A 22110-nucleotide genomic window follows, 5' to 3' on the forward strand; every position below is an offset into this window, starting at 1 on the left:
GTCCGAATCAAAGGAACCTAACGTAGTTGGGATTAATGTCCTAAAGCAAAATGGTGTAGATGTTGATGAATTAGTAAATGAGCTAATCAAAAATGCAGCCGTAGAATTTACTGCATACTACTACTTTACCAACCTTAGAGCACATTGCACAGGCATGGAAGGAGAAGGACTCAAAGGAATCATTGAAGATGCCAGACTAGAAGACCTCAGTCACTTTGAATCATGTATTGAGAGAATCTATCAATTAGGCGGTTCTCTTCCAAATGATGCAACTGAATTTATCAAAATTTCAGGTTGTGAGTTTTTACAGCTTCCAGCAAATCCAACTGATCACAAGGAAATTCTAGAAAAATGTCTCAAAGCAGAACAAGGTGCAATTGTCAACTGGAATAAGATTTGCAAGATGACACATGGCAAAGATCCAGCAACATATGATATTGCCAAAGATATACTAGCTGAAGAGATCGAACATGAGTCTTGGTTCTTAGAGTTAATCTATGGAAGACCATCAGGACACATGAGACGCAAGTATGCTGGTGAGAGACCACATACTAGAAAACACTCTAGAGCACTTGATATGGCTTAAGGCCAAATCACTTTCTTTCTTATTTTGTGTAACTTTAATGACGACAAATTGTGAATATGCTTTGTTTTATCACGGTTAAATAGAAAAATCTCGTATTGATAGTATGGTAAAGCAGATTAGTCTTGATGCATGGCAAGTGCAACATCTTACAGATCTGCTAAAAAAGGGCTCTGATATTGTAGCAAAAACAAACAGACCTATTGTTTTATTCAGACAAACCTTAGAAGAAGAAGAAGAATCTTATGAAGAGATTGTTTGTACTTTAACCAAAGGGTACGTCATAGAACAAATGGTAACATCAGGAGGAATTTTAGTTCCTAGTTTTCATCAACAGTTTGTTTTTACAATTGAGGAGTACCCCCAAGAGTTATTGAGAAAAAGCAAGGATCGCTTTTTGGAAATGATTGATTTTCTTGAAGAACACCTCAAGCCAATATCATAGTTAATAAAGACCGTGAAATTCATGATTTTTGCATGCAATTATTAGAATTTCAGGCTAAAGAACTATTCAGAGAGTATGGAATTAACCTACTTGACAGCATTTCATCAACTAAAATCGAGGAAGGTAGAAAACACGCCAAAGAGTTAGGATTTCCATTTGTAATTAAAATCCAAGTCCCAGTAGGTGGACGAGGTAAAGCAGGTGGCATTCAAAAATGTCAAAATGAAGATGAATTTGAGATAAAATATCCTCAAGTAATGGATTTGACAATAAAAGGTGAGAAAGCCAGAGCCATTCTTTTGGAGAAAATGGCAGACATCAAAAAAGAGTTGTATCTTTCAATCTTTTTGAATCGTTCCAAGAGATGTTACACCATCATTGCATCAAATGAAGGGGGAGTTGAGATTGAATCAGTTAAAAACCAAATCATCAAAGAAGTAGGATTAGGAGATGTCCCTGATGAGGTTGCAAAAGAAGTTGCAAAAGAGATGGAGCTTGAAGGAAATACTGCAGACCAATTTGTTGACACTCTAAAGAAATTATCAAAATTAACAATTGAAAAAGAAGCTGAACTAGTTGAAATTAATCCATTAGCAATAATGCAAGATGACACCATCATGGCATTAGATGGAAAATTCGTAACTGATGATAACAGTAACTTTAGACATGATGAATTACAAAAATACCAAGAAAAAACTGCAATTGAGGAACAAGCAGAAAAAAGTGGTTTCTCTTTAGTTGAATTAGATGGAGACATTGCAGTAGTTGGAAATGGTGCAGGTCTTGTAATGTCAACACTTGACATGTTATCAGATAACGGTGGTAAACCAGCATGTTTCTTAGATGTTGGTGGCGGGGCAACAACTGAATCAGTTTATGAAGCACTTACACTAATTAGCAAACTAGACAGAGTAAAAGGAATTCTTGTAAACCTCTATGGAGGAATTGTAAAGACTACAGTAGTGGCTGAAGCATTCCTTAAAGCCTACGAGGATAATTTGATTGATTTACCAGTATTTTCAAGACTAAAAGGTACAGAATCAGACAAGGCAAAAGAAATGCTACAAGGTTCTAGAACTAAAATCTTTGATTCAGTAGAAGAAGCAATTAACGCAGCAGTTATGGGAGTAAAGAATTGACTGACATTTTTGGCATCCTAAAAGGAAAACCTGAAGACTCTGACTTTGAGAAAAAAGGAGTAATCGTTCAAGGAATTACCGGAGCATATGGTTCACTTCATTCAAAAAACATGATTGCATATGGAACAAATGTTGTTGCAGGTGTAACTCCGGGAAAAGGTGGTCAGAAATTTGAAGATTCAGTTCCAATTTACAATTCAATGCAAGAAGCAGTTGATGCAACAGGTGCAAAAATCTCTATCATCTTTGTTCCAGCAAAATTCTTCTTGTCTGCTGCAAAAGATGCACTCAATGCAGGAATCAAATTACTGGTTGCAATTCCAGAGCATGTTCCAATTAGAGATACGATGGAAGCACTTGCACTAGCAAATGAAAAAGGAGCAGTAATCATAGGTCCAAACACTCCAGGAATCATGATTCCAGAATTAATCAAAATTGGAATCATGCCAGCAATGCCATTCAAAGCAGGAAAAATTGCAGTACTATCAAAAAGTGGAACTTTACTTTATGAGATTTCTGATGCACTAACAAATGCAGGATTTGGTCAATCAATCACAATTGGAATTGGCGGGGATCCTGTAAATGGAACAAGACTAATTGATGCATTTGAGATGGTAAAAGACACAGATTTGGATGGAATGGTAGTAGTAGGAGAAATCGGAGGAGATTCTGAAGAAATGCTAGCTCAGAGAATTATCGATAGCGGATTTAACAAACCAACTGTAGCATACATTGCAGGACGTGCAGCACCTAAAGAAAAGAGAATGGGTCATGCAGGAGCAATTGTAATGGGAACATACGGTTCAGCTGAATCCAAAGTCTCAATGTTCAACAAAGCAAACATTCCTGTTGCTAAAAGACCAGCTGAAGTACCTGTTTTGCTTGCAGGAAAGATGGAAAAATCCGATTAGAATAAAAGAGAGGAATCAAGGAGAAAATCATCATGCCTATAACAGACCCCGAAAAGAAAAGAATCGCTCAGCAAGCACGATTAGTAATGAAAATCTGTTTTAGTTGTGGTGCTAGAAATGACATTAATGCTACAAGATGCAGAAAATGTAGAAATCCTTTCATGAGATTAAAGAACAGAAATCTCGGCATAAAGAAGTAGAATTAAAAATTCATCAACCTTTGTCTGTATTCTGAAATTGCTAATTTAATTTCTGATTGATATCGCATAACAAATGATTTTGCAGATTCTGGATTTTCCAGATCATCTAAGGATAATTGTAAATCATCAGGCAGTTGCTCATTCATCTGATAGAGTACTTTGGCAGCTGCTGCATACTGACCCAAATTATCAGCATATTCAAATGCCAATTTCATTCTGTCAATTAAAGAATCAAATTCTTGGAGGGACACGATTGCATTATTGGCTTTCAGTACTAAAGGCCAGGGTAATTATAGAATCTAAAGACAAAAAAGCTCGAAATTTTCTAGGTTTGTTGGACCGGTCGTCTAGTTTGGTTTGGATGACGCACTCACACTGCGTAAGGGAGTAATCCCCGCAAAGGTCGTGGGTTCAAATCCCATCCGGTCCACTTTACTAATTTGTCTGATCTGAACAATTTGCAATCCAACTGATTTCATAGTAATAATTAAAATCAATAAAACAAAAAATGCCTGTGGACATTAGTCATACTAGATTTCAGCTAGAGTCATCAAAAGAGAATCTATTTCAGACAATTTTAGAAAATAAAGAAAATCTAGATACTGAAACAATTGCAAAAGCAATCAAAGAATTTGTGAAAAACTATAACAAATACGATAATGAGAAAAAGAATTTGCTTGATGTAATTTCTAAAAATTAAATTATTTATGCTATTGCTTTGACTGATTCAATTACATCATCAGCACCAAAGCATTTTCGATTTTCATAACATGAATCACAAACTAACCATGTAGGAGTATATTGTCCACCCTTTGCAGATTTGTAAGTAATTTCATACTTCAATTCATGACGGTCATTACAGCAATTCATGAAAATTCACCTATGGCTCATTCTTGATTTTTTCAAGAAGATTATTGGTCATATCAAACAAAGTATCAATATTCAATTGCTCATCTGTTAGTTTGATTGTTACACTCATTTCTACCAATACTACAACTTACATCGATATAGGTGAGTGTCAGATTGTGTCATGACAGAAATTAACACAAAATTAGGAAGCAATACTGTTTCAAGACATTTGTCTGAATGAATTATGACAAAAAAACTCCAAAAAAACAACAAAAATGAGGCGATTTTGGTCCAAAAAAGTGCGCGCACGGAATCAATTAAAAGAAACGCAAGAAAGGAGGCATCATGAAGGCCAGATTTAATGGAATATGTGTTGAGTGTGGAGAGAAGATCAAAGTAGGAAGAGAGATTCTCAAAAACTCCAAAGGAAAATGGGTCCACAAAGCATGTTCAGATATTGAAGAAGAACTTCCTTAATCTGGCCCATTCTAGAATGAATTGGTAACAAATTTTTTAAATTACTTTGAAAAACTGCCTGTAAATGAATAAAAAATCTGGTTTGGTTTTGACTGCATCAGTAATGATGATCTTTGGAATGATGATGATTCCAGGAAACGTTTCTGCTGCTGAAAATTCTATTACCGTAACACCACTCAACGAAGAAGTTAGTCTTCAAAAGACAACCACTACAATGTCAGTTCCTTCAGATAATACCTTACCTTGGGGAACAGTCAAAGGGGCAGCTTCTGATTATGTTGAGAGATATCCAGTAATCATACAGTTCTATCAAAATGAAGATCCAGTTCACTTTGCACAAGTTGATGTGAAAGGAGATGGCTCTTATGAATACAAATTCAGAGTAGGTAGTTTGAATTATGAAACTGGAGAATTTGAAAACTTCTTTGAAGGTGATTACACAGTAAAAATCTTCAAGGTAATTCCCAATACTAACTCACTAGTTTAGTAGGGAGTACCAATTTTTCTTTGTTTTTTCATTGCTTCGATATACCAATCAAACTCATCTAGGAATCTTGCTACACGTCTATCATAATTTGTATCAACCAATTTTCCTGATTCATCAAAGGCCTCATGTACTTTAGAAATTGGAAATTGTGAAGGAATTGCAGGAGCGCCCATCTCAGCAAGAATTTGTCGCAAATGATTTCCAGCAACCACACCACCAAATGCACCAACAGAATAAGATACAATGGCTGAGGGTTTGAAGAAATATTCTTCAAGAAAATAATCCAGAGTGTTTTTGAGTGCTGCAGATATGCTATGGTTATACTCTGGAGTTACTGCAACATAGCCATCAGCTTCAGAAATTATTTTATGAAGAGACTTTAATTTTTCAGAAGGAGAATCCATTTCTTTGTACATCTTGTCAAGGAGTGGTAATTCCAATTCTGCAGGATCAATTAGGGATACCTCATGGTTTTTTTCTTCTAGTTTTTTTACAATCCATTTTGCAACTTTGATTCCATGTCTTTCTTTTCTAACAGAACCAGCAATTACTGCAATTTTTGCCAATAATCAGACATAGAAATTGAGCATAAAACATTTTTTCTAAATTGAATCAAATCCACAGAATTCATATATTGAATTATGGCCGAATGAGCTAATTATGAGTAAAAATTTTTGGCACGATATAGAACCAGGAAACGATATTCCTGAAATTATCAATGTTATTGTAGAGATTCCAAAAGGTTCTATGAACAAATACGAATATGACAAAAAACACAACATGATGAAGCTAGACAGAGTATTATTCTCCCCTTTTCACTATCCAGGAGACTATGGAATTGTTCCCCAGACATTATCTGATGATGGAGACCCACTTGACGCTCTAGTTCTTGTTACAAATCCAACTTATCCAGGAATATTGATTGAGGCAAGACCAATTGGATTGCTTCAAATGAAAGATGATGGAAAACTGGATGACAAAATCATTTGCGTATCCACTAATGATCCTAGATATCTCCATACTGCAGATATTCAAGATATTGAAGATCACTATCGTTCAGAAATTGCACACTTTTTCCAAGTTTACAAAGACTTGGAAGGAAAGAAAGTGGAAATTCTAGGATGGAAATCAGCCAAGGAATCAAAAACAGTAATTATCGAATCAATCAAGAGATACAAAAATACTCTAAAAAAATTCTAAAATGCCTCCAGAGTGTGAGCACTTTTCACAAGAAAAGAAGGGAATTACTCCAAATACAAAAAGCTGTGAAGAGTGTGAGAAAGAACACTTGCCTGTAGTGGCATTGCGAATGTGTTTAACATGTGGACATGTTGGATGTTGTGATTCATCAATTGGAAAACATGCGACAATACATTTCAAAGAAACTGGACATCCAGTCATGATGGCAATTCCAGGAAATATTTGGAAGTGGTGCTATGTTTGTGAAGAATATCACTAACAAGTTTTCAATATCATTCTAAGTGATGAATTGTACTTGCTACTTTCTAACAATAATGATTTTTTTGCATAATTGTTATATCTTGTAAAGATGTAATTCTTTCAGTATCTTACACAATTCATGTAGGCATGCATGATGCGTTACGGGATATAGTGAATGCCCTCTGTGAATAATAAGGCTGGAGCGTGATGTAAATATGAAAATAGAAGAAAATATCGAAGATGGTTCTCACGGAACCGCAAAATACGACGGAGCAAGTAATGCTTTTAATTTGAGAGCTCATGGTAATCTAATTTTATTCAATTTAGGGCCTCATTTCTACAAGATTACTCTTGATAGACAAACCATCAAAAAAATGCATGATTGGCAATGGGGTCAAGATGAGCATCGTGAGAATCTAGAAAAACAGAAACAAAAATGTGGAGAATAATCTCTCCCTTTCTTTATTTTTGTTGCACTAGTAAGATTTTTGATTGAAAATTCTCAAGTATGTTTTGTCAATTCGAATTCCAATATTGAAAAATGTCTCGTCTCTTTTAATTTGATTTTGACGTAGTAAATACATGTCAGCAATTAATAATTCAAAAAAATCTGAAAATAAATCTACTTCTAGAGACATTCCTATTGTAGGAGGAATTATTGCAGTATGTGCATTATTGTTATTTGCATACCCAATGTGGTATGTTGCCCCTGAAGAAGTAGTACAGAGAGTCAAAGTGATTGCAGTTACTGAAGCAGGATGTATTGGTGAGACATATGACGGATATGCAGTAAACATAGGCGATTGTTTTGTTGAGCCAGGAGAATTTACTATTGCGCCAGTTGATCAGAAACTAAAAGAACGTGCAGCCCAAATGAACCCCACCAACTAATTTTTACAATTTTTTTGTAAAAGATTGAGCATACTGTGAAAATCCCAAATGTTTGTAGAATTGATGTGACTGGGTACGCTGATTTCCAGATTCCAGTCTAATTCTATGACAATCTTTCTTTTTTCCAATTTCTATACAAGAATCAATTAGTTTAGAACCGATTCCAGAGTTTTGATATTTTTCACGAACTACAAGTTCTGGAATGTATAGCTCCAAGGTCTTTTGATTTAATCTAGTCATAAAGACAATGCTAACCATCCCAACTATTTCCACATCATCTAGTACTGCGACTAGGGTTTTTTTATCAGAATCAGAGATGTATTGCTTAACCAATTTTCTAAAAGAATCAACATCAGAGTCAATTTGGGGCTCTGGCCTACCTAGTTCATAGAGCAATCCTAGTAATATCGGGATATCCACATCTGATGCTTCACGAACTGTAATGTTTTCCACTAGGTAACTACAGTATTATCGCTTAAGAATTTGATGAAACAATCAAAATCAAAGATGTTTTTCATATTGGTTTTTTAGTAGTTAGAAAACTGCATGATTATGGCAGAATATGAGCTTGGAAAATGGGATTTGTCTGAGCTTGCAAAGAATCCTAAAAGCCCTCAATTTCAAAAACAAGTAACTGAATTAGAAAATCTTGCCAAGAAATTTGAAAAGATTAAAACAAAATTAGATCCCAAAATGTCTTCAAAAAAATTCATGTCCATCTTAAAGGAAGTAGAAGATATCTCTGAGAAGATGAGTAAAATTGGAGGTTATGCGTCACTAACATATTCTGCTGATACTCAATCTGATGAAGCAACATCATTAATGACTAAAATGTCAAAACTTGGTTCTGAGATTTCAAACAAAATTTTGTTCTTTGATTTGTGGTGGAAAACCCAAGTTGATGAAAAAAATGCAAAAAGACTCATGAAAGATGCAGGAGAACTAACAGAGTATCTCCAGCATAAGAGACTGTTTGCAAAATATGCACTTAGTGAACCTGAAGAAAGAATCATCAACACATTAGATGTAACAGGAATTTCTGCTCTTGTAAAATTGTATGACAAGATTACAAATGCATTTGAATACAAGATGAAGGTTGGAAACAAAACCAAAGTAATGACAAGAGAAGAACTAACAAACTATGTCAGAAGTACAAATCCAAAAATCAGAGAAACAGCATACAAAACAATTCTTACAAAATATACTGAAAACAAAGGAGTAGTAGGAGAAATTTATCAAAATATTGTTCTAAACTGGAGAGATGAGGGAATCGACATCAGAGGCTATGACAGTCCGATATCTATGCGCAACATTGGAAATGATGTAGATGATAAAACAATAGAATCACTACTTTCAGTGTGCAAAAAGAATTCACCAGTATTTCAAAAATTCTTTGTTCAAAAAGCAAAGATGCTCAAGATGAAAAAACTTCGCAGATATGATTTGTACGCACCTGCAGCAGCCAATATCAAAGAAAAAAATTACCCTTACAACAAATCAGTCAAACTAGTTTTTGAATCACTTGGAAAATTCAGTGATACTTTAGAAGATTTTGCAAGAAAAGTTTTCAAAGAAAATCACATAGACTCTTCAATTAGATCTGGAAAAAGAGATGGTGCATTTTGTAGTACTCTTACTCCAAATATTACACCATATGTTCTAGTCAATTTTACTGGAAAATCAAGAGATGTCTTTACCTTGGCCCATGAATTAGGCCATGCAGTTCACAGTCAAGCAGCTCAAGACAGATCAATTCTAGTTCAAGATGCACCATTACCTCTAGCTGAAACTGCATCTACATTTTCAGAGTTATTGCTATACGATAACTTGTCAGACAAAATTTCAGATAATGAAAAGAAAATCATGTTGTCGGAGAAAATTGATGATCTTTATGCAACAATTCTTCGACAATCATTTTTCACAATCTTTGAAGTTGATGCACACAAACAAATTGCTGATGGTACCACGATTGATGAAATATCTAAAACATATCTAAACAACCTCAAAGATCAGTTTGGTAGTTCTGTACAATTATCAGATGACTTTGCAATTGAATGGAGTTGTATCCCACACTTTTACCACACACCATTTTATTGCTATGCGTATTCATTTGGAAACCTACTTGCATTGTCATTATTCCAGAGATACAAAAAAGAAGGAAAAGACTTTGTTCCATCATACATCAACATTCTAGCAGCTGGAGGTTCAAAGAAACCAGAAAAACTACTTTCAGAATATGGATTTGATATTAGATCACCTAAATTCTGGCAAGAAGGATTTGGCTATGTCAATGAGCAAGTAAAGGCATTATCAAAATTGAATTAGATTTTAAATTTAATGGGGCTGACAGTCCAACGCAAGGACTGTCAGCTTGTCCCCCGAACGGTTTGAATTCGATGTCATTGGTGCATCACGATTTATCAGATTTAAACCTTTGAAATTATTTGAGTTCCAATTTTTGAGGTTTTAATTTCCTAAAGGTTCCAAGAAGAATTCCAATAGTGATTCCTAACTGATACAAAAAGTACAGCAGAACCTCAAATGTGCTAGGAGTCAAATCAGTAAATCTGCTCATTGCAGTAAAGATTAGCAATAAAGCAGTGAAAAAGAAGACAAATCCTTTTGCAATACCATGAATTTGAGTAAATTTTAGCAAGACAAATGTCATGACAGTAACTGAAATTGCAAGTACAGTAAGAAAGCCAGTATTCATCCCAAAGATCAAAAATAGTAGAGATACAAATTCTCCTGAACTTCCAGCAGAGATGTTTGCTAAATCAATTTTTTCAGGAGATGCAAATCTGGGAACACTAAGAATTGCATTTGCTAAAAATAAGATAAACAAGGAAATTGAGACAGTCTTGACATGATTTTGCAATCTAGGAAATCTTTGAAGTATAGCTCTTCCTAGAATCCACCCTTGAAAAATCCCAATTCCAAATGCCCCAATTACAGCAATTAATGAAAAGATAGGATCCTGAAATATATCGACTAGAAACGGAATTAGGGCCATTTTACTAGAAATTTTTCCAAAGTATCCAATATTAGCTAGAAGATGACGGTTTTTCAGAAAAAAAATAAAAAAAATTAATCAGCATCCAATAGTCCCTGAATAAAATAAGCGTAAATTTAATAATTTAATCTCAAAGGAACTGTTTATGCAACAAAAAATTATGATTTTCTCAGTAATTGCTTTAATTTCATTTTCAGCAGGATTTGCCTTTGCTCAAGAACCAGGGTTGGCCACATTTCAAGAAACAGCTACAATCCTAGTTGATAAGAGCATGTCACAAAATGTTACTGCATCAATTACACTTCAAAGTACTAGCATTCAAGAAATCAGAATCCCAGCTGAGCTAGAACAAGACATTAGAGAAAACGACAAAGTTAGAGCAATAATTGTAACAAACCAAGACCAATGTGTTCTAGGTGTATTTGATCAATCATGTATCATGATAAATGTTGAACGTGATTCAGCAGACAAGGGAATCATTGAGATTCAAGATTCTTCAAAAGAAATAGGAAATCAATACATCGATAGAATTAACGAAGTTTTTGGTACAGAAGCAACATTGCATTCAGTTTTTGTTCATAGTGATGATCAATCAAACCAAGCATTGGGAACATCTGGAATCATTTCAGGAAGAGGTGCGATTTCTGTAGTATATACAATGCCGATGGAAGATACAAACTCCATGTATGAAAAAATTTCAGCATTGTTACTGCCAAAAGAGATTAGAGAGTCTGAAGGATTCTATAATGTTGCAAAAGAGTTATCAAATAAAGAAAATGCCAAAATGACTTTTTCAATAATTCCAGTGGATTCACGTTCACTAATGCAGTTAAAATTATCAGTTGACTATCCAGGAGAGGCAACTAATCTTACACAAATTAACCCATTTGAATTTCTCAATGTTGAGGAACTGACCAGATCAGATTACTTTTCACAGGGCTTCTATCCACTAAACTCTTTGGTGCAGGTAGTTGTTCTATCATCCAGTAATTCGTTTGTCTCAACTATTGTTGGAAATGAAGTTCCAACTCAAATAATTGATAATGAAATAATTCCAACTGACATTTCCAAACAAGGATGGGTTTTTGATCCTAAAGAAGGACAAAGAATTCAAGGAATGTACATTTTCGGAGAAGAAAATTCAATTAGTAAAGATAATTTGAGATTCACATTAGATGGTGCAGAAATTGAAAATCCACCACCAGAACCTGCAGAGTTTGATGATTCAATTGTGATTGTAGTGATAATTACTGCAATTGCAATTGCAGCTGCGGCATTTTATTTGAAAGGATACAAGAAGTAATTAGATTATCAAAACGGCTGCTGCAAAGACAGTAGTCCATTTACCATCTTTGTTTCCACGTGTAACTGAAGTAATATTCTGTGTCTTGTAAATTTCGCCAGAAATTTTCCATTGTTGTCGTTTTTCATCCCAGTTTTTATCCACATCAAATGGAATACCTAATGAGGATGCAAGCATTTGTGCAGCAATGTCTTCAGCATAATCACCTGCTTGTGTTTCATTTTGTCCAAAAGCCTCGTATTCAGAAAGATAACCATATTTCTCCTTGTCTTTTGGTTGTGCTACCCCTACAGATGCACTGCACATTCTATGGGGTTCATTGGTTTGGTTTTTAGAATAAATCGTAAACAGAATTTGTCCAGGTTTGATTAGTTTAAGACCTTCTTTTCTAGGAATTAATTTTGCGTTTGGTGGAAAGATACTTGAAATAAGTACAATGTTGGTTCCAGCAATTCCTGCATCTCGTAATGCATATTCAAAACTAGTTAATCGGTCTTCATGGACACCTTTGCCTTTTGTCAGAAACAATTTCTTTGCAACAAAATCAGTCAAATCAGAATTGATGAAAGAGAATTATTATTTATACTTTAATTGATGTTAGGCTCGGATATTTTTTCTCTAATCTTTTTTCTTTTTCTTTTTTCTTTTGTCTGGGGCCTTATCTTTTTGTGTCAAGAATACAAATGTGAACAATGCGCCCAGGCCAATGTTAACTACACCCATGAAAGTGATGAACATAGTAAATTGTGGTGAAGAACTCAACCCCATGAAAATACCTATTGACCCTGTAGCATAGAACATTCCCATCAAGAGTTTCAGTCGCATAGGGTTAATGTATCTCATAGAATCTATCAGTTGAGAGGAATATTATAAACTGACGCATATTAATTAAAAAATTCTGATTGCCTGCAATCTTTTCAGGTAACACTTTAAAGCTTCAAAACTTTCATTTTATTTCGTGCCAATGTAGCTCAGCCTGGCTAGAGCATTCGCCTTGTAAGCGAAAGGTCATGGGTTCAGATCCCATCATTGGCTCCATTTTCGATTTGGCAATACGAATAAGTAATCAAATTTTTCAATAATTTCAATGAGTTCTGAGGATTTTGAATCTAAAAAATCTAATCCAACTACTAGTTCAACTAGATCACCAAATTATGGTCTGATTATTGGTTTAGTTGTTGCAGTAGGTGTTGCTGCATTTTTTGCAGGAATGTATTTCTCAAATTCAGACCAAATTACACAAGCAGATCTGGATGATGCAATTTCAAAATTAGAGTTAAAGATGCTTCAAAATCAGTTGCCAACCGAACAACCACAACCTCAGATTCCAAAAAATATTTCAGCTGATGATGATCCAATAATAGGAGATCCAAATGCACCAATTACAATTATCGAATTTTCAGACTTTGAATGTCCATTTTGTGCAAGATTCCATGTACAAACATTGCCAGCACTTATGGAAGAATACATCAATGATGGTAAAGTCAAACTTGTATTCAGAGACTTTCCAATTCAAAGTATCCACCCTAATGCATTACCAGCTTCTGTAGCTGCAGAATGTGCAAATGAACAGGGTAAGTTCAAGGAGATGCATGATGCATTATTTGACAATCAAGGGCAGTGGAGTAATGTAGAAACAATTGATGCAGTTTCATTATTCATGCAATATGCAAGTGCAATGTCAATAGAGCAAGAGCAGTTTAATTCATGTTTGACTAATGGCAAATACATTGATGAGATCAGAAATGACTTGAGTGATGGGAGAGATTATGGAATTTCAGGCACGCCAGGATTTTTCATAGGAAATGATCAAGTAGGTTATGTGGAATTAAAAGGTGCACAACCTTTTGAGAGTTTCAAAAAAGTAATTGATGCACAGTTAGGCTTGTAAAAGATAACAAGCGTTTATTAGACCTTCAAAGAAGTTCGATTTATCGGAATAATGACGTGTAAGCAATGAGCTTTATCGTCGTTGCTTAAGAGAAGAAAACAAAATGACAAAATTTGAAGAATTAGGATTAAACGAAGAAATACTGAAAGGAATCAGAGATCTTGGATTTGAAGAAGCATTTCCAATTCAAGAAGCTGTTATTCCAGTTTTACTTACAGGAAGAGATGTTGTAGGACAAGCTCATACTGGTTCAGGAAAGACTGCAGCATTTTCATTATCAATGCTACAAGAAATCAAACCAAAGAATGGAATTCAAGGTCTCATCATGGCACCAACTAGAGAGCTTGCAATGCAGATTACAGATGAGATAAAGAAATTTGGAAAACATACCGGAATCAAAGTAGCAACAGTATACGGCGGGCAAGGAATGGGAATTCAACTTGATGCGCTAGAGAGAGGTGTAGAAGTAGTTGTTGCAACACCAGGAAGATTGATAGATCATCTCAAAAGAGGCTCAATAGAGTTACGAGATGTTACACATATCGTTCTAGATGAGGCAGACACCATGCTAGATATGGGATTTATCGACGATATTGCATTTATTTTAGATTTAGCACCTGAAGAGAGAGTCATGTCATTGTTTTCAGCAACAATGCCAACTGAAATTTTGAGATTATCAGAAGAGTATTTGAAAAATCCAAAACAATTCCTACTTGATGCGGATGATCTTAGTGGTGAAGGAATTGACCAATCATTTTTGGTTATCAAAGACAGAGACAAAGTAAAGCATCTAATTGACTTTATCAAACAAACAAAAGGGCAATGCATTGTATTTTGTTCAACTAAATACAGAACAAGAGATGTTCAAAAATTCTTACATAGAGAAAGATTTGATGCAGTAGCAATTGAAGGTGACATGTCTCAGCACAGAAGAGAGCAATCCATGGCTAAATTTAGAAGTGGTAAAGCAGACATCTTAGTTGCAACAGACGTAGCATCTAGAGGAATTGATGTTCCAAGAGTTGCACTAGTAATTAATTACGATATTCCAAATCAAGAGATGACATATTTTCATAGAATTGGAAGGACTGCAAGAGCAGGAGCAGATGGTAAAGCAATTACATTTGTTTCATATTCTTCAGTAGGAGATTGGAATATAATTAAACGACAAATCAAAGTTCCAATCAAAGATTTGAATGAAGAGATGGGCATTGAAATTTCAATTCCAGATCCACTAAAAAGAGAAATGCCTTCAAGAAGATTTGGCGGACAATCTAGAGGAAATTATTCTAGAGGAGGTCGTTCTGGAGGTTACAATAGAAGTGGAGGAAGACGAGATTCCAGAGACGACAGAGGCGGTAGACGAAGACGTAATGACAGAGGCGGTAGCCGAAACAGTTACGGCGGTCGCAGTAGATGGTAATTACTGTAAAACTTAAAGACAGGAACACACTAAATTATCATAAGGTAAAGTAATGCACAAAGGATTCGTTTTATTAAATTGTGATCTAGGAGCAGAAGAATACATCGTTGATGAATTAAAACAAATGGAAAATGTTAGCAATGCATACTTGACATTTGGAGCATATGATGTTGTTGCAGAGATTGAAACTGACAATCAAGAAGGATTTGAAAAAGCAGTTTCAATAATTAGAAAATTATCCAGAGTTGTAAGTACTATGACACTAAACGTCATTAATCCCGAATAATTGTTATATGAGAAAATTAGGATTAATTCAAATTGCAAAAAATAGATTACGAAGCACCTGTTTGGGTTCTAAATTACAATAATCCAAAGCCATTACTAGATCATTCTATTCACATGCTTGAAAGACATGGAGTAAAACGTGAAGATATGGAAATAACCGAAACTCCTACTGCCAAAGTTGGAGCAATTGTGGTCGAGATTTGGCCATATGAACTAGTTATCGGAAGAGTAAGATCTACTAGAAATGACTCTTTTATCAGTGGAACAGAGTTTACAATTGAACTTCGTTTAGATGATGACGGAAATTATGTAGATTACCTTGAAGAAGAAGAAAATTAACAATATCATAATTGCAGTTATTGCAATTGGAATAATTGGTGCAATTGTTGCATACAACTATTCAGTTGATCAGACAAAACAAAAAGGATTGCAGTTTGGAATTGAGTTAGAGCAAATCCAAGAAGAAGTAAAAGATATTCAAGATAAATTCTATTCAGAGAAAACAAAATGGGAAGAAGGGGATATCTCTAAAGATGAATTGTTGTCATACTATGATAAACACATTACAAACTTTGAAGAGATTATTACAAAATACGATGAGTTGAATCCTCCAGAGTTGTTTGAGAGTTCTGTAGAGTTGCTAAAGTTGTCATCACAAACTCAGCTTGAAAGCGATGGGCACTTTATTGAATGGATAAAAACAGGAGATGAATCTGCAAAAGTTAGATCAGACACACAAATTCAAGAATCATTAAATTATGAGATGGAAGGATTGGTAGAGTTTTACTCTGCAAAAACAGGAATAAAAGATTATGATGAACCTGAAATGTTTGAAGCACCACAATCAGGACTAACTCAAAAAGTAATTCAGGTAGCCGAAGACATGAAAAAGAATTGTGATAAAAAATTCAAAAACGAGTCAGGGGAATTTGATTCAGATGACTTGGAAGTAGAGTGGTATAACTGCACCAATGAAGCACAAAAATGGAAGATAGAACACCTCCCATAGTACAAAAACTTCTTAAAATAATATTTCGTAAACTAAATGTGGAAAAGAGCATTCTGGGTTTAGTAATTTTTTCAAGTTTGATTCCATTTGCATTTGCTGAAGTAACTATACAAAATGATCAAAAATACATTGGAGATGATGGCTCATTACATATTGTTGGGGAAATCATTAATGATTTAGAAGCTCCACTAAACCAAATCAGTGTTCATGTTACACTCTTTAATGAAAATCAGAACGTAATTGCTGTCAAAGAGACCAATTCTTTGGTAAATACAGTAATGCCAGGAATGAAGGGTCCATTTGATTTAATCTTGATTAATGAAGAAGCAGTAAACACAGAATCATACATTTTAGAGTTAGATTATGAGATTAGTCCTCCTAAGAGCCAGGTAATTGAGATTACAGAGTCAGAATTATCAAGAGATAATCTAGGAAACCTGATGATAAAGGGAACAGTAGCAAATCAAGGAGAATTTACTGCAAATACAGTAGCAGTAATTGCCACATTGTATGATAATGAAGGAAATGTTGCTGCTGTGTCTAGAGTTCATCCAGAACCAGACTATCTAAAAACAAAAGACAATGCATTTTTCTTAATTTCAGTTCCAGACAAAATTCAAACTCAGGGAATTGACAAGTATGAGTTGATTGCAGAATCTGAAGAATTTGCAGCAGTTCCAGAATTTCCCATTGGAACATTAATTGTTCTAGTTGGAACACTGTCAGCGTACATTGGTATTACAAAATTTTCTGGGAAGTTTATAGTAAATCTGATTTCTGCAACAAATCTAAAGTAGGAAAAAGCTCTTCAATCAGATCATTTTCGTGCAATGGTGTAGGTTTTGAAAATTTTTCTTGAAAAGTAATTGTTAGCATGTCTTGGTCTGTATGAGAAATTCTTACAGAGTGAACATTTTTGTTTGTTTCAGACAAAAAGTTTTTCCACTTGTCTAAATGAGAGTGGACTCTCTGAACATTCTTGTCAACCTCAAAGATATCGGTATCCAAATCAGTGTCAAACAAACCAAATTTTACAAGAGGTACCATCACAACACCGCCTAGGATTTTATCATGGTTTTTTAGCATGTTTGAAATAATTTCAGTTGCATTTTCTTTTGGATATATGTCTCCATAATCAGGATCAAAATAACCTGCTACCATTTTCTTTGAATCATAAATTCTGAAAAAATCTTCATCAGAGTCTAGCTTCCACAACAATTCTTCTACGAAAAGTCCAGGTAAAAAAATTATTTTATTTTTGATGGAGTTATGGGGCTTTACATGCATGCATCTTATAACAAAGGAATTTGACAAGACTATGCTTTGTTGTTGCATTTTGAATTATATCTCCTGCAGCTAACTCAATTCCTTTAGCAGCCATTTTCTGAACTATTTTTGAAACAACCTCATCTTCAATTCCTACTCCTGCACCAAATGTGGCAATTCCAAGGCCAATAATTGTGGCCCAAAGTCCAATTTTACAGGCAACACAACCACCTTTACCATCAATAAACAAAATAACCTGTCCAAAAGATTCAGGAATCATTTCATCTGCAAATTGACTATGATATCCTAAAGCATCAGATGCAGATGATAAAATCACAACATTGTATTGCAAAGTATTTTTTTCATCATCATAAACAGGATTTGTTAACTCTACAATTACCAAATCTTTTGATTGATCAGCCTCAAAAATTTGGATGGCAGCATTTGGAGGATTCATTTGAAAATTATCTTCGCCATAATTCCAATGATCAATAAAGTCTTGGGTTGTTTCCGTACCAGAAAGCCGATGAGGACGATCTGTAAACCAAGCAGTTGCAGATGAAACATCATTGAGTGCTAAAACATATTGTCCATCAATTTTTTTCAGAGTTCCAGAATTTGCTGTTTGAACAAATAACAATTCAATATCATCAAAATTTAGATCAAAATCTATTTCAGAATTCTTGGATTCATTATTAGCAGAGTATTCATGTTCATCTTCATATGTTGAGTCAATTTCAGAACATAAACGATCACCACAGACTTTTTTTGAATTGATCTCAGTTAACGAGTTTCCTTTTGCCTTGATAGCATCTGCTTGAGGGAGTAGATCATATTGAAGAGCAGGGGCTAGACCAATAGACAGAATTAGAGGAATTAGCAAAATGGGAATAATTTTCATAATTGGCAAAATGAATTATTTTATTTAAATTATTTTCCATGGAAATATACAGTTAAGACATTTGGAAATTTCTACAAAGAATTTACTAATGACAGTTAAATAAACTCAAAAAAACAGGATAGACATGGTAATTTCAAAAGAAAACAAGGATTTCATTGATAGTTTAATTGATTATTACATTAGTGAATCAGAATCATACAAGCAGATTGCCGAGAACTTTGTTCCAGAAGTTGAATCTGTATCAGATACAGCATTTGGGATCATTACTGGATGCGTATATTCAGGATTTTTACAGGCATATCAAAACCAGCAACAAACCCCAGGTCTGGAGGATATGAGGGAGTTTAATGAAATTATCAAAAAAAGGGCCCCACTCATAAAAAAGGCAATAATTGAGCCTGTTGAAGGTATTTCTGAGCCAGTCAAGAAAGAAGAAAATTCTGAAGAATAGCTGAAAGAGTGCCCGAAGACACCCTTTCACCTACGTTGGACATGGTCGTACTATCGCAGGTGTATGAATACAGTGTTAGTTGGCTTGCGATAAATGACAAAGGCAATTTTGTATTAAAACACTTACGTAGAAATCATCAGTAATCAAATATCGATTCTGAGAAAATCAGTTACAGTTTAATCTAATACAAATTATCAAAAAGTATGGAAGTTGACGGTAGTAAAATCATTTTTGGATTAGGGGTTGCAGCTGCCGTGGCTACTGCAGGAATTGCATTATTCTTTGCAATTAGTTAGAGATAAATCATTTAAGAAATTAAAAGAGTCATGTCAGCAACAAATGAATTCAGAATTACACAGATAGTTGATAATGGACAGATGGTACAGCTAACATTAATTGAAAATGTATCAACAGAACCAATTTCACAAAAACAAATGATCATGGAAAATGTTTCAAAAAGAGTTGATGCAGAAACCAAAGAACAAATCATGCCATTACTAGAAGCAATGCTACAAGCCCAACCAACTGTAAACATCAAATCATATCAGCAAACACAAATTACAATGGGAATGCCAAAATCAAGATACGAAAGTATGGGAAGACCTCAAGTTGGCGAAACCATTCAAGTGAATATGAAAAAGAATTAGAGATTTTCTTTTACTTGATCAATTGTGTGCAACGGTAATGAGCAAGTAAAATCTTTGCAAACAAATACCGAAGTTTTCTCTTCAAAATTCTTTCCTGCAAAGAATGGAAATTCAGACAAGCCTGAAAGTTGGTCTTTGTTTTGAATTGTAACTAGAAATGAATTTGGAATGTATTCAGATTGTAGTGTTTTACACAATTCAGAGTTTTCTGGATTGATAACTGTAATTTCAAGTGGCTTTTCAAGAAATATCGTTATTGTATTTAGCAGATAGCCAAATCCAAAAGGATTTTCAGCTGCCATTTGTGCCTGATTTTCCATAATTTTTGTTGAAATTTCTAGGAATTTGTTGTTCTGAGATAAATGGAATAATCTTAGCATGACCAATGCTGAGACGGAATTTCCAGAGGGCAGGGACAAATCATAATTGCTTTTTGGGCGAATGATTAGTTTTTCATGATTATCTGAAGTCATAAAGAAACTATTGTTTTCTGCATCCCAGAAATGCTCAACTAGGTGCTCTCCTAATTTCAAAGCAAGTTTGAGATATTTTGGTTCAGGATCTATCTCAAAGACATCAAGTAACGCATTGACAAAATATGAGTAATCTTCAAGATAACCATCAATCTTTGCATTTCCATTTTTGTATGTTCGAAGAAGTTTGTCATCTCTGAATAGATTTTTTTCAATAAAATCAATACAGTTTTTGGCAGAATCAAGATATTTTTGCTCCAAAGTTACACGGTATCCTTTTGCAAAAGCTGTTATCATCAATGCATTCCACGAAACCAGAACTTTATCATCTAATCCTGGTGCGACTCTTTTTGAACGCACTTCGAGTAATTTTTCTGAACACTCTTTGAGCTTTGTTCTTACTTGATCTTCTGTAATTCCAAAGTTAAAGGCAACAGTTGAGATATTCAAATTATTACATAAGATACTATTTCCTTCCCAGTTACCGCCATCAGTCACATCATAAAACAAACAAAACAAGTCTGCATCATTTCCAAGAATTTCTTTGATTTGACTTTTCTTCCAGACATAGAATTTTCCTTCTACGCCTTCAGAATCTGCATCATATGCAGAATAGAATCCGCCTTCAGGAGAGGTCATTTCACGAATTACAAAATCTAGTGTTAGTTTGAGAACATCTAGGTAAAAAGGATCTTTTGTAATTTGGTATGCTTCTGCATAGTTTACTGGAATTAGGGCATTATCATACAGCATCTTTTCAAAATGAGGTACAAGCCACTTTGTATCAGTGGAGTAACGATGGAATCCGCCTCCAATTTGATCAAATATTCCTCCCTTTGCCATTTTGTTCAAAGTCTTTAGTGCAAATTCATTGAATTTGTTTAGTCCAGATAGTTTTGCATATCTGAAAAGAAATGATACATTTGCTGCATTAGGGAACTTTGGTGCAGAACCAAATCCACCATATGTTGCATCACCTAGCTGAAATAGATTCATTGCTGCCTCATCAAGTAAGATACGTTCTAGTTTTGAGGGAGTAGAAACTTTTTCAGTTTTTTGTAAAGCATCTAGAAAATTGTCGGCAGATTTTTCAACATCATTTGGTTTTTCTTTCCAAGCTTGTGATAATTGTCTGCATATACTACCAAAACCAGGTCTTCCATACGAATCTAAAACAGGAAAATATGTTCCAACATAGAACGGTTTTTGATCAGGAGTAAGGAAAATGCTTAATGGCCATCCACCTTGACCAGTTGCAATTTGGCAAACCTTTTGATAGATATCATCAATGTCAGGTCTCTCTTCTCTGTCAACTTTGATGTTGACAAAGTTTTCATTCATAAATTTTGCAACCTCATCGTTTTCAAAAGATTCATGCGCCATAACATGACACCAGTGACAAGAGCTGTATCCAATACTTAGGAAAATTGGTTTGTTTTCATCTTTGGCTTTTTGTAATGCTTCATCATTCCATGCATACCAATCTACAGGGTTGTTTGCATGCTGTAGTAGATAGGGACTAGTTTCATTGATGAGCTTGTTTTCAGCCATATACTAGTTCAAGCAAGTCGGAATATTTGTACCTAGATAAAAAATAAGAAAAAAGGGTTTGATGGTTAATCGTCGTTGTCGTGATTAGATTTTTTGTTTTTTCCTGGGAATTTGACATCATCGATGTCATCAGTACAGCCAAAGCCTCCAAACCATGAAGGATTGTTAAATGCTGCACCGCCATCAGGGGCGTCACGACACATTGCTTTAACGTCTATTGGGACATTCATTACACCAAAGTAGTCAACAGTTCCAGTTACATGATAACCATAGAATCCTGGTTGTGCTAGAACTTGTCTAGCATAGTAGTGACCTGGATCACCGTGTACTCCACGAATTTCAGCATCTTCTACTCTAGGTTCAAAACCTTTTTCGACTGCTTTGTTGTATTTTTTATCATTTTTGTAAAAGTACTTGTCAACTTTCAAATCAGCTTCTGCAAGATTCAAGCCAGTTCTAGTGTCACGAATGAATA

Annotated in this window: 33 protein-coding genes and 2 tRNA genes; 24 read left to right on the top strand and 11 right to left on the bottom strand. The window is 34.7% G+C overall.

Annotated features, from left to right (window positions below; genetic code table 11):
• The 5 genes from dps to Q0941_RS05045 form a co-directional block, all read left to right on the top strand.
• Window positions 1–586 (top strand): DNA protection during starvation protein (dps, locus tag Q0941_RS05025; protein WP_299291988.1); only part of this gene is annotated, 586 nt, incomplete at its 5' end.
• A gap of 103 nt (window positions 587–689) precedes the next feature.
• The gene (locus tag Q0941_RS05030) at window positions 690–1028 is read left to right on the top strand and encodes a hypothetical protein (protein ID WP_299291990.1); all 339 of its coding nucleotides are present in this window, start codon (window positions 690–692) and stop codon (window positions 1026–1028) included.
• A gap of 32 nt (window positions 1029–1060) precedes the next feature.
• On the top strand, window positions 1061–2167 hold the full coding sequence (locus Q0941_RS05035) for a succinate--CoA ligase subunit beta (protein ID WP_299291992.1): 1107 nt from the start codon (window positions 1061–1063) through the stop codon (window positions 2165–2167).
• The gene (locus tag Q0941_RS05040) at window positions 2164–3078 is read left to right on the top strand and encodes a CoA-binding protein (RefSeq protein ID WP_299291994.1); all 915 of its coding nucleotides are present in this window, start codon (window positions 2164–2166) and stop codon (window positions 3076–3078) included. The genes Q0941_RS05035 and Q0941_RS05040 overlap by 4 nt, the downstream gene beginning before the upstream one ends.
• A gap of 32 nt (window positions 3079–3110) precedes the next feature.
• Window positions 3111–3278, top strand: coding sequence for a 50S ribosomal protein L40e (locus Q0941_RS05045; protein WP_299291996.1), 168 nt, complete (start codon window positions 3111–3113; stop codon window positions 3276–3278).
• Between the two features lie 2 nt (window positions 3279–3280).
• On the opposite strand, the gene Q0941_RS05050 is transcribed toward Q0941_RS05045, so the two are convergent.
• On the bottom strand, window positions 3281–3529 hold the full coding sequence (locus Q0941_RS05050; protein ID WP_299291998.1) for a hypothetical protein: 249 nt from the start codon (window positions 3527–3529) through the stop codon (window positions 3281–3283).
• Between the two features lie 85 nt (window positions 3530–3614).
• On the opposite strand from Q0941_RS05050, the gene Q0941_RS05055 reads away from it, so the two are divergent.
• Both Q0941_RS05055 and Q0941_RS05060 read left to right on the top strand, forming a co-directional pair.
• Window positions 3615–3708: transfer RNA gene (locus tag Q0941_RS05055), tRNA-Val, on the top strand.
• Window positions 3709–3792: 84 nt separating this feature from the next.
• Window positions 3793–3978 (top strand): hypothetical protein, encoded by a 186-nt coding sequence (locus Q0941_RS05060; protein ID WP_299292000.1) that lies wholly within the window; start codon window positions 3793–3795, stop codon window positions 3976–3978.
• Between the two features lie 5 nt (window positions 3979–3983).
• Here the strand turns inward: Q0941_RS05060 and Q0941_RS05065 are convergent, their stop codons facing one another.
• Entirely contained in the window at window positions 3984–4148 is a 165-nt protein-coding gene (locus Q0941_RS05065) for a hypothetical protein (protein WP_299292002.1), read from the bottom strand.
• A 324-nt stretch (window positions 4149–4472) separates the two neighbouring features.
• On the opposite strand from Q0941_RS05065, the gene Q0941_RS05070 reads away from it, so the two are divergent.
• The gene (locus tag Q0941_RS05070; protein WP_299292003.1) at window positions 4473–4604 is read left to right on the top strand and encodes a hypothetical protein; all 132 of its coding nucleotides are present in this window, start codon (window positions 4473–4475) and stop codon (window positions 4602–4604) included.
• Window positions 4605–4668: 64 nt separating this feature from the next.
• Window positions 4669–5091, top strand: a complete 423-nt coding sequence (locus Q0941_RS05075; RefSeq protein WP_299292005.1) for a hypothetical protein — start codon at window positions 4669–4671, stop codon at window positions 5089–5091.
• Here the strand turns inward: Q0941_RS05075 and Q0941_RS05080 are convergent.
• Window positions 5088–5657 (bottom strand): NADPH-dependent FMN reductase, encoded by a 570-nt coding sequence (locus Q0941_RS05080; RefSeq protein WP_299292007.1) that lies wholly within the window; start codon window positions 5655–5657, stop codon window positions 5088–5090. The two genes, Q0941_RS05075 and Q0941_RS05080, sit on opposite strands and share 4 nt — an antisense overlap.
• A gap of 94 nt (window positions 5658–5751) precedes the next feature.
• Between Q0941_RS05080 and Q0941_RS05085 the strand changes: the two genes are divergently transcribed.
• The 4 genes from Q0941_RS05085 to Q0941_RS05100 all read left to right on the top strand — a co-directional run bounded on the left by Q0941_RS05085 (window position 5752) and on the right by Q0941_RS05100 (window position 7422).
• Window positions 5752–6291 carry an inorganic diphosphatase gene (locus Q0941_RS05085; protein WP_299292008.1) on the top strand — a complete coding sequence of 180 codons (540 nt, stop codon included), beginning with the start codon at window positions 5752–5754 and terminating at the stop codon, window positions 6289–6291.
• A 1-nt stretch (window position 6292) separates the two neighbouring features.
• Entirely contained in the window at window positions 6293–6550 is a 258-nt protein-coding gene (locus Q0941_RS05090; RefSeq protein WP_299292010.1) for a UBP-type zinc finger domain-containing protein, read from the top strand.
• 196 nt (window positions 6551–6746) lie between these two features.
• Window positions 6747–6980, top strand: coding sequence for a hypothetical protein (locus Q0941_RS05095; protein WP_299292012.1), 234 nt, complete (start codon window positions 6747–6749; stop codon window positions 6978–6980).
• Between the two features lie 133 nt (window positions 6981–7113).
• A complete protein-coding gene (locus Q0941_RS05100; RefSeq protein ID WP_299292014.1) occupies window positions 7114–7422 on the top strand; it encodes a hypothetical protein in 309 nt (102 codons plus the stop codon).
• 3 nt (window positions 7423–7425) lie between these two features.
• Here the strand turns inward: Q0941_RS05100 and Q0941_RS05105 are convergent, their stop codons facing one another.
• A complete protein-coding gene (locus tag Q0941_RS05105) occupies window positions 7426–7875 on the bottom strand; it encodes a GNAT family N-acetyltransferase (RefSeq protein WP_299292016.1) in 450 nt (149 codons plus the stop codon).
• 99 nt (window positions 7876–7974) lie between these two features.
• Here Q0941_RS05105 and Q0941_RS05110 point away from each other — a divergent pair, with 99 nt between their 5' ends.
• A complete protein-coding gene (locus Q0941_RS05110) occupies window positions 7975–9747 on the top strand; it encodes a M3 family oligoendopeptidase (RefSeq protein ID WP_299292018.1) in 1773 nt (590 codons plus the stop codon).
• Between the two features lie 115 nt (window positions 9748–9862).
• Here Q0941_RS05110 and Q0941_RS05115 read toward each other — a convergent pair whose 3' ends face one another.
• Complete coding sequence (locus tag Q0941_RS05115; RefSeq protein ID WP_299292019.1) at window positions 9863–10435, bottom strand: hypothetical protein; 573 nt, start codon at window positions 10433–10435, stop codon at window positions 9863–9865.
• Window positions 10436–10580: 145 nt separating this feature from the next.
• Between Q0941_RS05115 and Q0941_RS05120 the strand changes: the two genes are divergently transcribed.
• On the top strand, window positions 10581–11738 hold the full coding sequence (locus tag Q0941_RS05120) for a hypothetical protein (protein ID WP_299292020.1): 1158 nt from the start codon (window positions 10581–10583) through the stop codon (window positions 11736–11738).
• Here the strand turns inward: Q0941_RS05120 and Q0941_RS05125 are convergent, their stop codons facing one another.
• Both Q0941_RS05125 and Q0941_RS05130 read right to left on the bottom strand, forming a co-directional pair.
• Entirely contained in the window at window positions 11739–12290 is a 552-nt protein-coding gene (locus Q0941_RS05125) for a pyruvoyl-dependent arginine decarboxylase (RefSeq protein WP_299292021.1), read from the bottom strand.
• A gap of 66 nt (window positions 12291–12356) precedes the next feature.
• Complete coding sequence (locus Q0941_RS05130; protein ID WP_299292022.1) at window positions 12357–12581, bottom strand: hypothetical protein; 225 nt, start codon at window positions 12579–12581, stop codon at window positions 12357–12359.
• Window positions 12582–12698: 117 nt separating this feature from the next.
• Between Q0941_RS05130 and Q0941_RS05135 the strand changes: the two genes are divergently transcribed.
• The 7 genes from Q0941_RS05135 (at window position 12699) to Q0941_RS05165 (ending at window position 17143) form a co-directional block, all read left to right on the top strand.
• Window positions 12699–12776 (top strand) — tRNA-Thr (locus Q0941_RS05135).
• A gap of 49 nt (window positions 12777–12825) precedes the next feature.
• Window positions 12826–13629 (top strand): DsbA family protein, encoded by an 804-nt coding sequence (locus tag Q0941_RS05140; protein WP_299292023.1) that lies wholly within the window; start codon window positions 12826–12828, stop codon window positions 13627–13629.
• A 103-nt stretch (window positions 13630–13732) separates the two neighbouring features.
• Window positions 13733–15052 carry a DEAD/DEAH box helicase gene (locus Q0941_RS05145; RefSeq protein ID WP_299292024.1) on the top strand — a complete coding sequence of 440 codons (1320 nt, stop codon included), beginning with the start codon at window positions 13733–13735 and terminating at the stop codon, window positions 15050–15052.
• Window positions 15053–15104: 52 nt separating this feature from the next.
• The gene (locus Q0941_RS05150) at window positions 15105–15338 is read left to right on the top strand and encodes an Lrp/AsnC ligand binding domain-containing protein (RefSeq protein ID WP_299292025.1); all 234 of its coding nucleotides are present in this window, start codon (window positions 15105–15107) and stop codon (window positions 15336–15338) included.
• 32 nt (window positions 15339–15370) lie between these two features.
• Window positions 15371–15676 carry a hypothetical protein gene (locus tag Q0941_RS05155; RefSeq protein ID WP_299292026.1) on the top strand — a complete coding sequence of 102 codons (306 nt, stop codon included), beginning with the start codon at window positions 15371–15373 and terminating at the stop codon, window positions 15674–15676.
• Window positions 15657–16346 carry a hypothetical protein gene (locus Q0941_RS05160; RefSeq protein WP_299292027.1) on the top strand — a complete coding sequence of 230 codons (690 nt, stop codon included), beginning with the start codon at window positions 15657–15659 and terminating at the stop codon, window positions 16344–16346. The genes Q0941_RS05155 and Q0941_RS05160 overlap by 20 nt, the downstream gene beginning before the upstream one ends.
• Window positions 16347–16384: 38 nt before the next feature.
• Complete coding sequence (locus Q0941_RS05165) at window positions 16385–17143, top strand: DUF3426 domain-containing protein (RefSeq protein ID WP_299292028.1); 759 nt, start codon at window positions 16385–16387, stop codon at window positions 17141–17143.
• Here Q0941_RS05165 and Q0941_RS05170 read toward each other — a convergent pair.
• On the bottom strand, window positions 17106–17564 hold the full coding sequence (locus Q0941_RS05170) for a hypothetical protein (RefSeq protein WP_299292029.1): 459 nt from the start codon (window positions 17562–17564) through the stop codon (window positions 17106–17108). The genes Q0941_RS05165 and Q0941_RS05170 overlap by 38 nt on opposite strands.
• A gap of 49 nt (window positions 17565–17613) precedes the next feature.
• Window positions 17614–18513, bottom strand: coding sequence for a hypothetical protein (locus Q0941_RS05175; protein ID WP_299292030.1), 900 nt, complete (start codon window positions 18511–18513; stop codon window positions 17614–17616).
• Between the two features lie 124 nt (window positions 18514–18637).
• Here Q0941_RS05175 and Q0941_RS05180 point away from each other — a divergent pair, with 124 nt between their 5' ends.
• Window positions 18638–18964: a hypothetical protein gene (locus Q0941_RS05180; RefSeq protein ID WP_299292031.1), complete on the top strand. Its 327-nt coding sequence runs from the start codon at window positions 18638–18640 to the stop codon at window positions 18962–18964.
• Window positions 18965–19290: 326 nt separating this feature from the next.
• The gene (locus Q0941_RS05185) at window positions 19291–19611 is read left to right on the top strand and encodes a hypothetical protein (RefSeq protein ID WP_299292032.1); all 321 of its coding nucleotides are present in this window, start codon (window positions 19291–19293) and stop codon (window positions 19609–19611) included.
• Here Q0941_RS05185 and Q0941_RS05190 read toward each other — a convergent pair.
• On the bottom strand, window positions 19608–21635 hold the full coding sequence (locus Q0941_RS05190) for a thioredoxin domain-containing protein (RefSeq protein ID WP_299292033.1): 2028 nt from the start codon (window positions 21633–21635) through the stop codon (window positions 19608–19610). The two genes, Q0941_RS05185 and Q0941_RS05190, sit on opposite strands and share 4 nt — an antisense overlap.
• 65 nt (window positions 21636–21700) lie before the next feature.
• Window positions 21701–22110, bottom strand: a 410-nt coding sequence (locus tag Q0941_RS05195) for a hypothetical protein (RefSeq protein WP_299292034.1), incomplete at its 5' end; no start/stop codon positions are given.

This window comes from Candidatus Nitrosopumilus sp., assembly GCF_028278985.1.
Lineage (GTDB): Archaea > Thermoproteota > Nitrososphaeria > Nitrososphaerales > Nitrosopumilaceae > Nitrosopumilus.

Excerpts from the sequence above, each read along its gene's own strand:
- Q0941_RS05030 (WP_299291990.1), top strand. The coding sequence starts at position 690 with ATGGTAAAGCAGATTAGTCTTGATGCATGGCAAGTGCAACATCTTACA.
- Q0941_RS05035 (WP_299291992.1), top strand. The coding sequence starts at position 1,061 with ATGCAATTATTAGAATTTCAGGCTAAAGAACTATTCAGAGAGTATGGA.
- Q0941_RS05045 (WP_299291996.1), top strand. The coding sequence starts at position 3,111 with ATGCCTATAACAGACCCCGAAAAGAAAAGAATCGCTCAGCAAGCACGA.
- Q0941_RS05065 (WP_299292002.1), bottom strand. The coding sequence starts at position 4,148 with ATGAATTGCTGTAATGACCGTCATGAATTGAAGTATGAAATTACTTAC.
- Q0941_RS05070 (WP_299292003.1), top strand. The coding sequence starts at position 4,473 with ATGAAGGCCAGATTTAATGGAATATGTGTTGAGTGTGGAGAGAAGATC.
- Q0941_RS05075 (WP_299292005.1), top strand. The coding sequence starts at position 4,669 with ATGAATAAAAAATCTGGTTTGGTTTTGACTGCATCAGTAATGATGATC.
- Q0941_RS05085 (WP_299292008.1), top strand. The coding sequence starts at position 5,752 with ATGAGTAAAAATTTTTGGCACGATATAGAACCAGGAAACGATATTCCT.
- Q0941_RS05090 (WP_299292010.1), top strand. The coding sequence starts at position 6,293 with ATGCCTCCAGAGTGTGAGCACTTTTCACAAGAAAAGAAGGGAATTACT.
- Q0941_RS05095 (WP_299292012.1), top strand. The coding sequence starts at position 6,747 with ATGAAAATAGAAGAAAATATCGAAGATGGTTCTCACGGAACCGCAAAA.
- Q0941_RS05100 (WP_299292014.1), top strand. The coding sequence starts at position 7,114 with ATGTCAGCAATTAATAATTCAAAAAAATCTGAAAATAAATCTACTTCT.
- Q0941_RS05110 (WP_299292018.1), top strand. The coding sequence starts at position 7,975 with ATGGCAGAATATGAGCTTGGAAAATGGGATTTGTCTGAGCTTGCAAAG.
- Q0941_RS05115 (WP_299292019.1), bottom strand. The coding sequence starts at position 10,435 with ATGGCCCTAATTCCGTTTCTAGTCGATATATTTCAGGATCCTATCTTT.
- Q0941_RS05120 (WP_299292020.1), top strand. The coding sequence starts at position 10,581 with ATGCAACAAAAAATTATGATTTTCTCAGTAATTGCTTTAATTTCATTT.
- Q0941_RS05130 (WP_299292022.1), bottom strand. The coding sequence starts at position 12,581 with ATGAGATACATTAACCCTATGCGACTGAAACTCTTGATGGGAATGTTC.
- Q0941_RS05140 (WP_299292023.1), top strand. The coding sequence starts at position 12,826 with ATGAGTTCTGAGGATTTTGAATCTAAAAAATCTAATCCAACTACTAGT.
- Q0941_RS05145 (WP_299292024.1), top strand. The coding sequence starts at position 13,733 with ATGACAAAATTTGAAGAATTAGGATTAAACGAAGAAATACTGAAAGGA.
- Q0941_RS05150 (WP_299292025.1), top strand. The coding sequence starts at position 15,105 with ATGCACAAAGGATTCGTTTTATTAAATTGTGATCTAGGAGCAGAAGAA.
- Q0941_RS05175 (WP_299292030.1), bottom strand. The coding sequence starts at position 18,513 with ATGAAAATTATTCCCATTTTGCTAATTCCTCTAATTCTGTCTATTGGT.
- Q0941_RS05180 (WP_299292031.1), top strand. The coding sequence starts at position 18,638 with ATGGTAATTTCAAAAGAAAACAAGGATTTCATTGATAGTTTAATTGAT.
- Q0941_RS05185 (WP_299292032.1), top strand. The coding sequence starts at position 19,291 with ATGTCAGCAACAAATGAATTCAGAATTACACAGATAGTTGATAATGGA.
- Q0941_RS05190 (WP_299292033.1), bottom strand. The coding sequence starts at position 21,635 with ATGGCTGAAAACAAGCTCATCAATGAAACTAGTCCCTATCTACTACAG.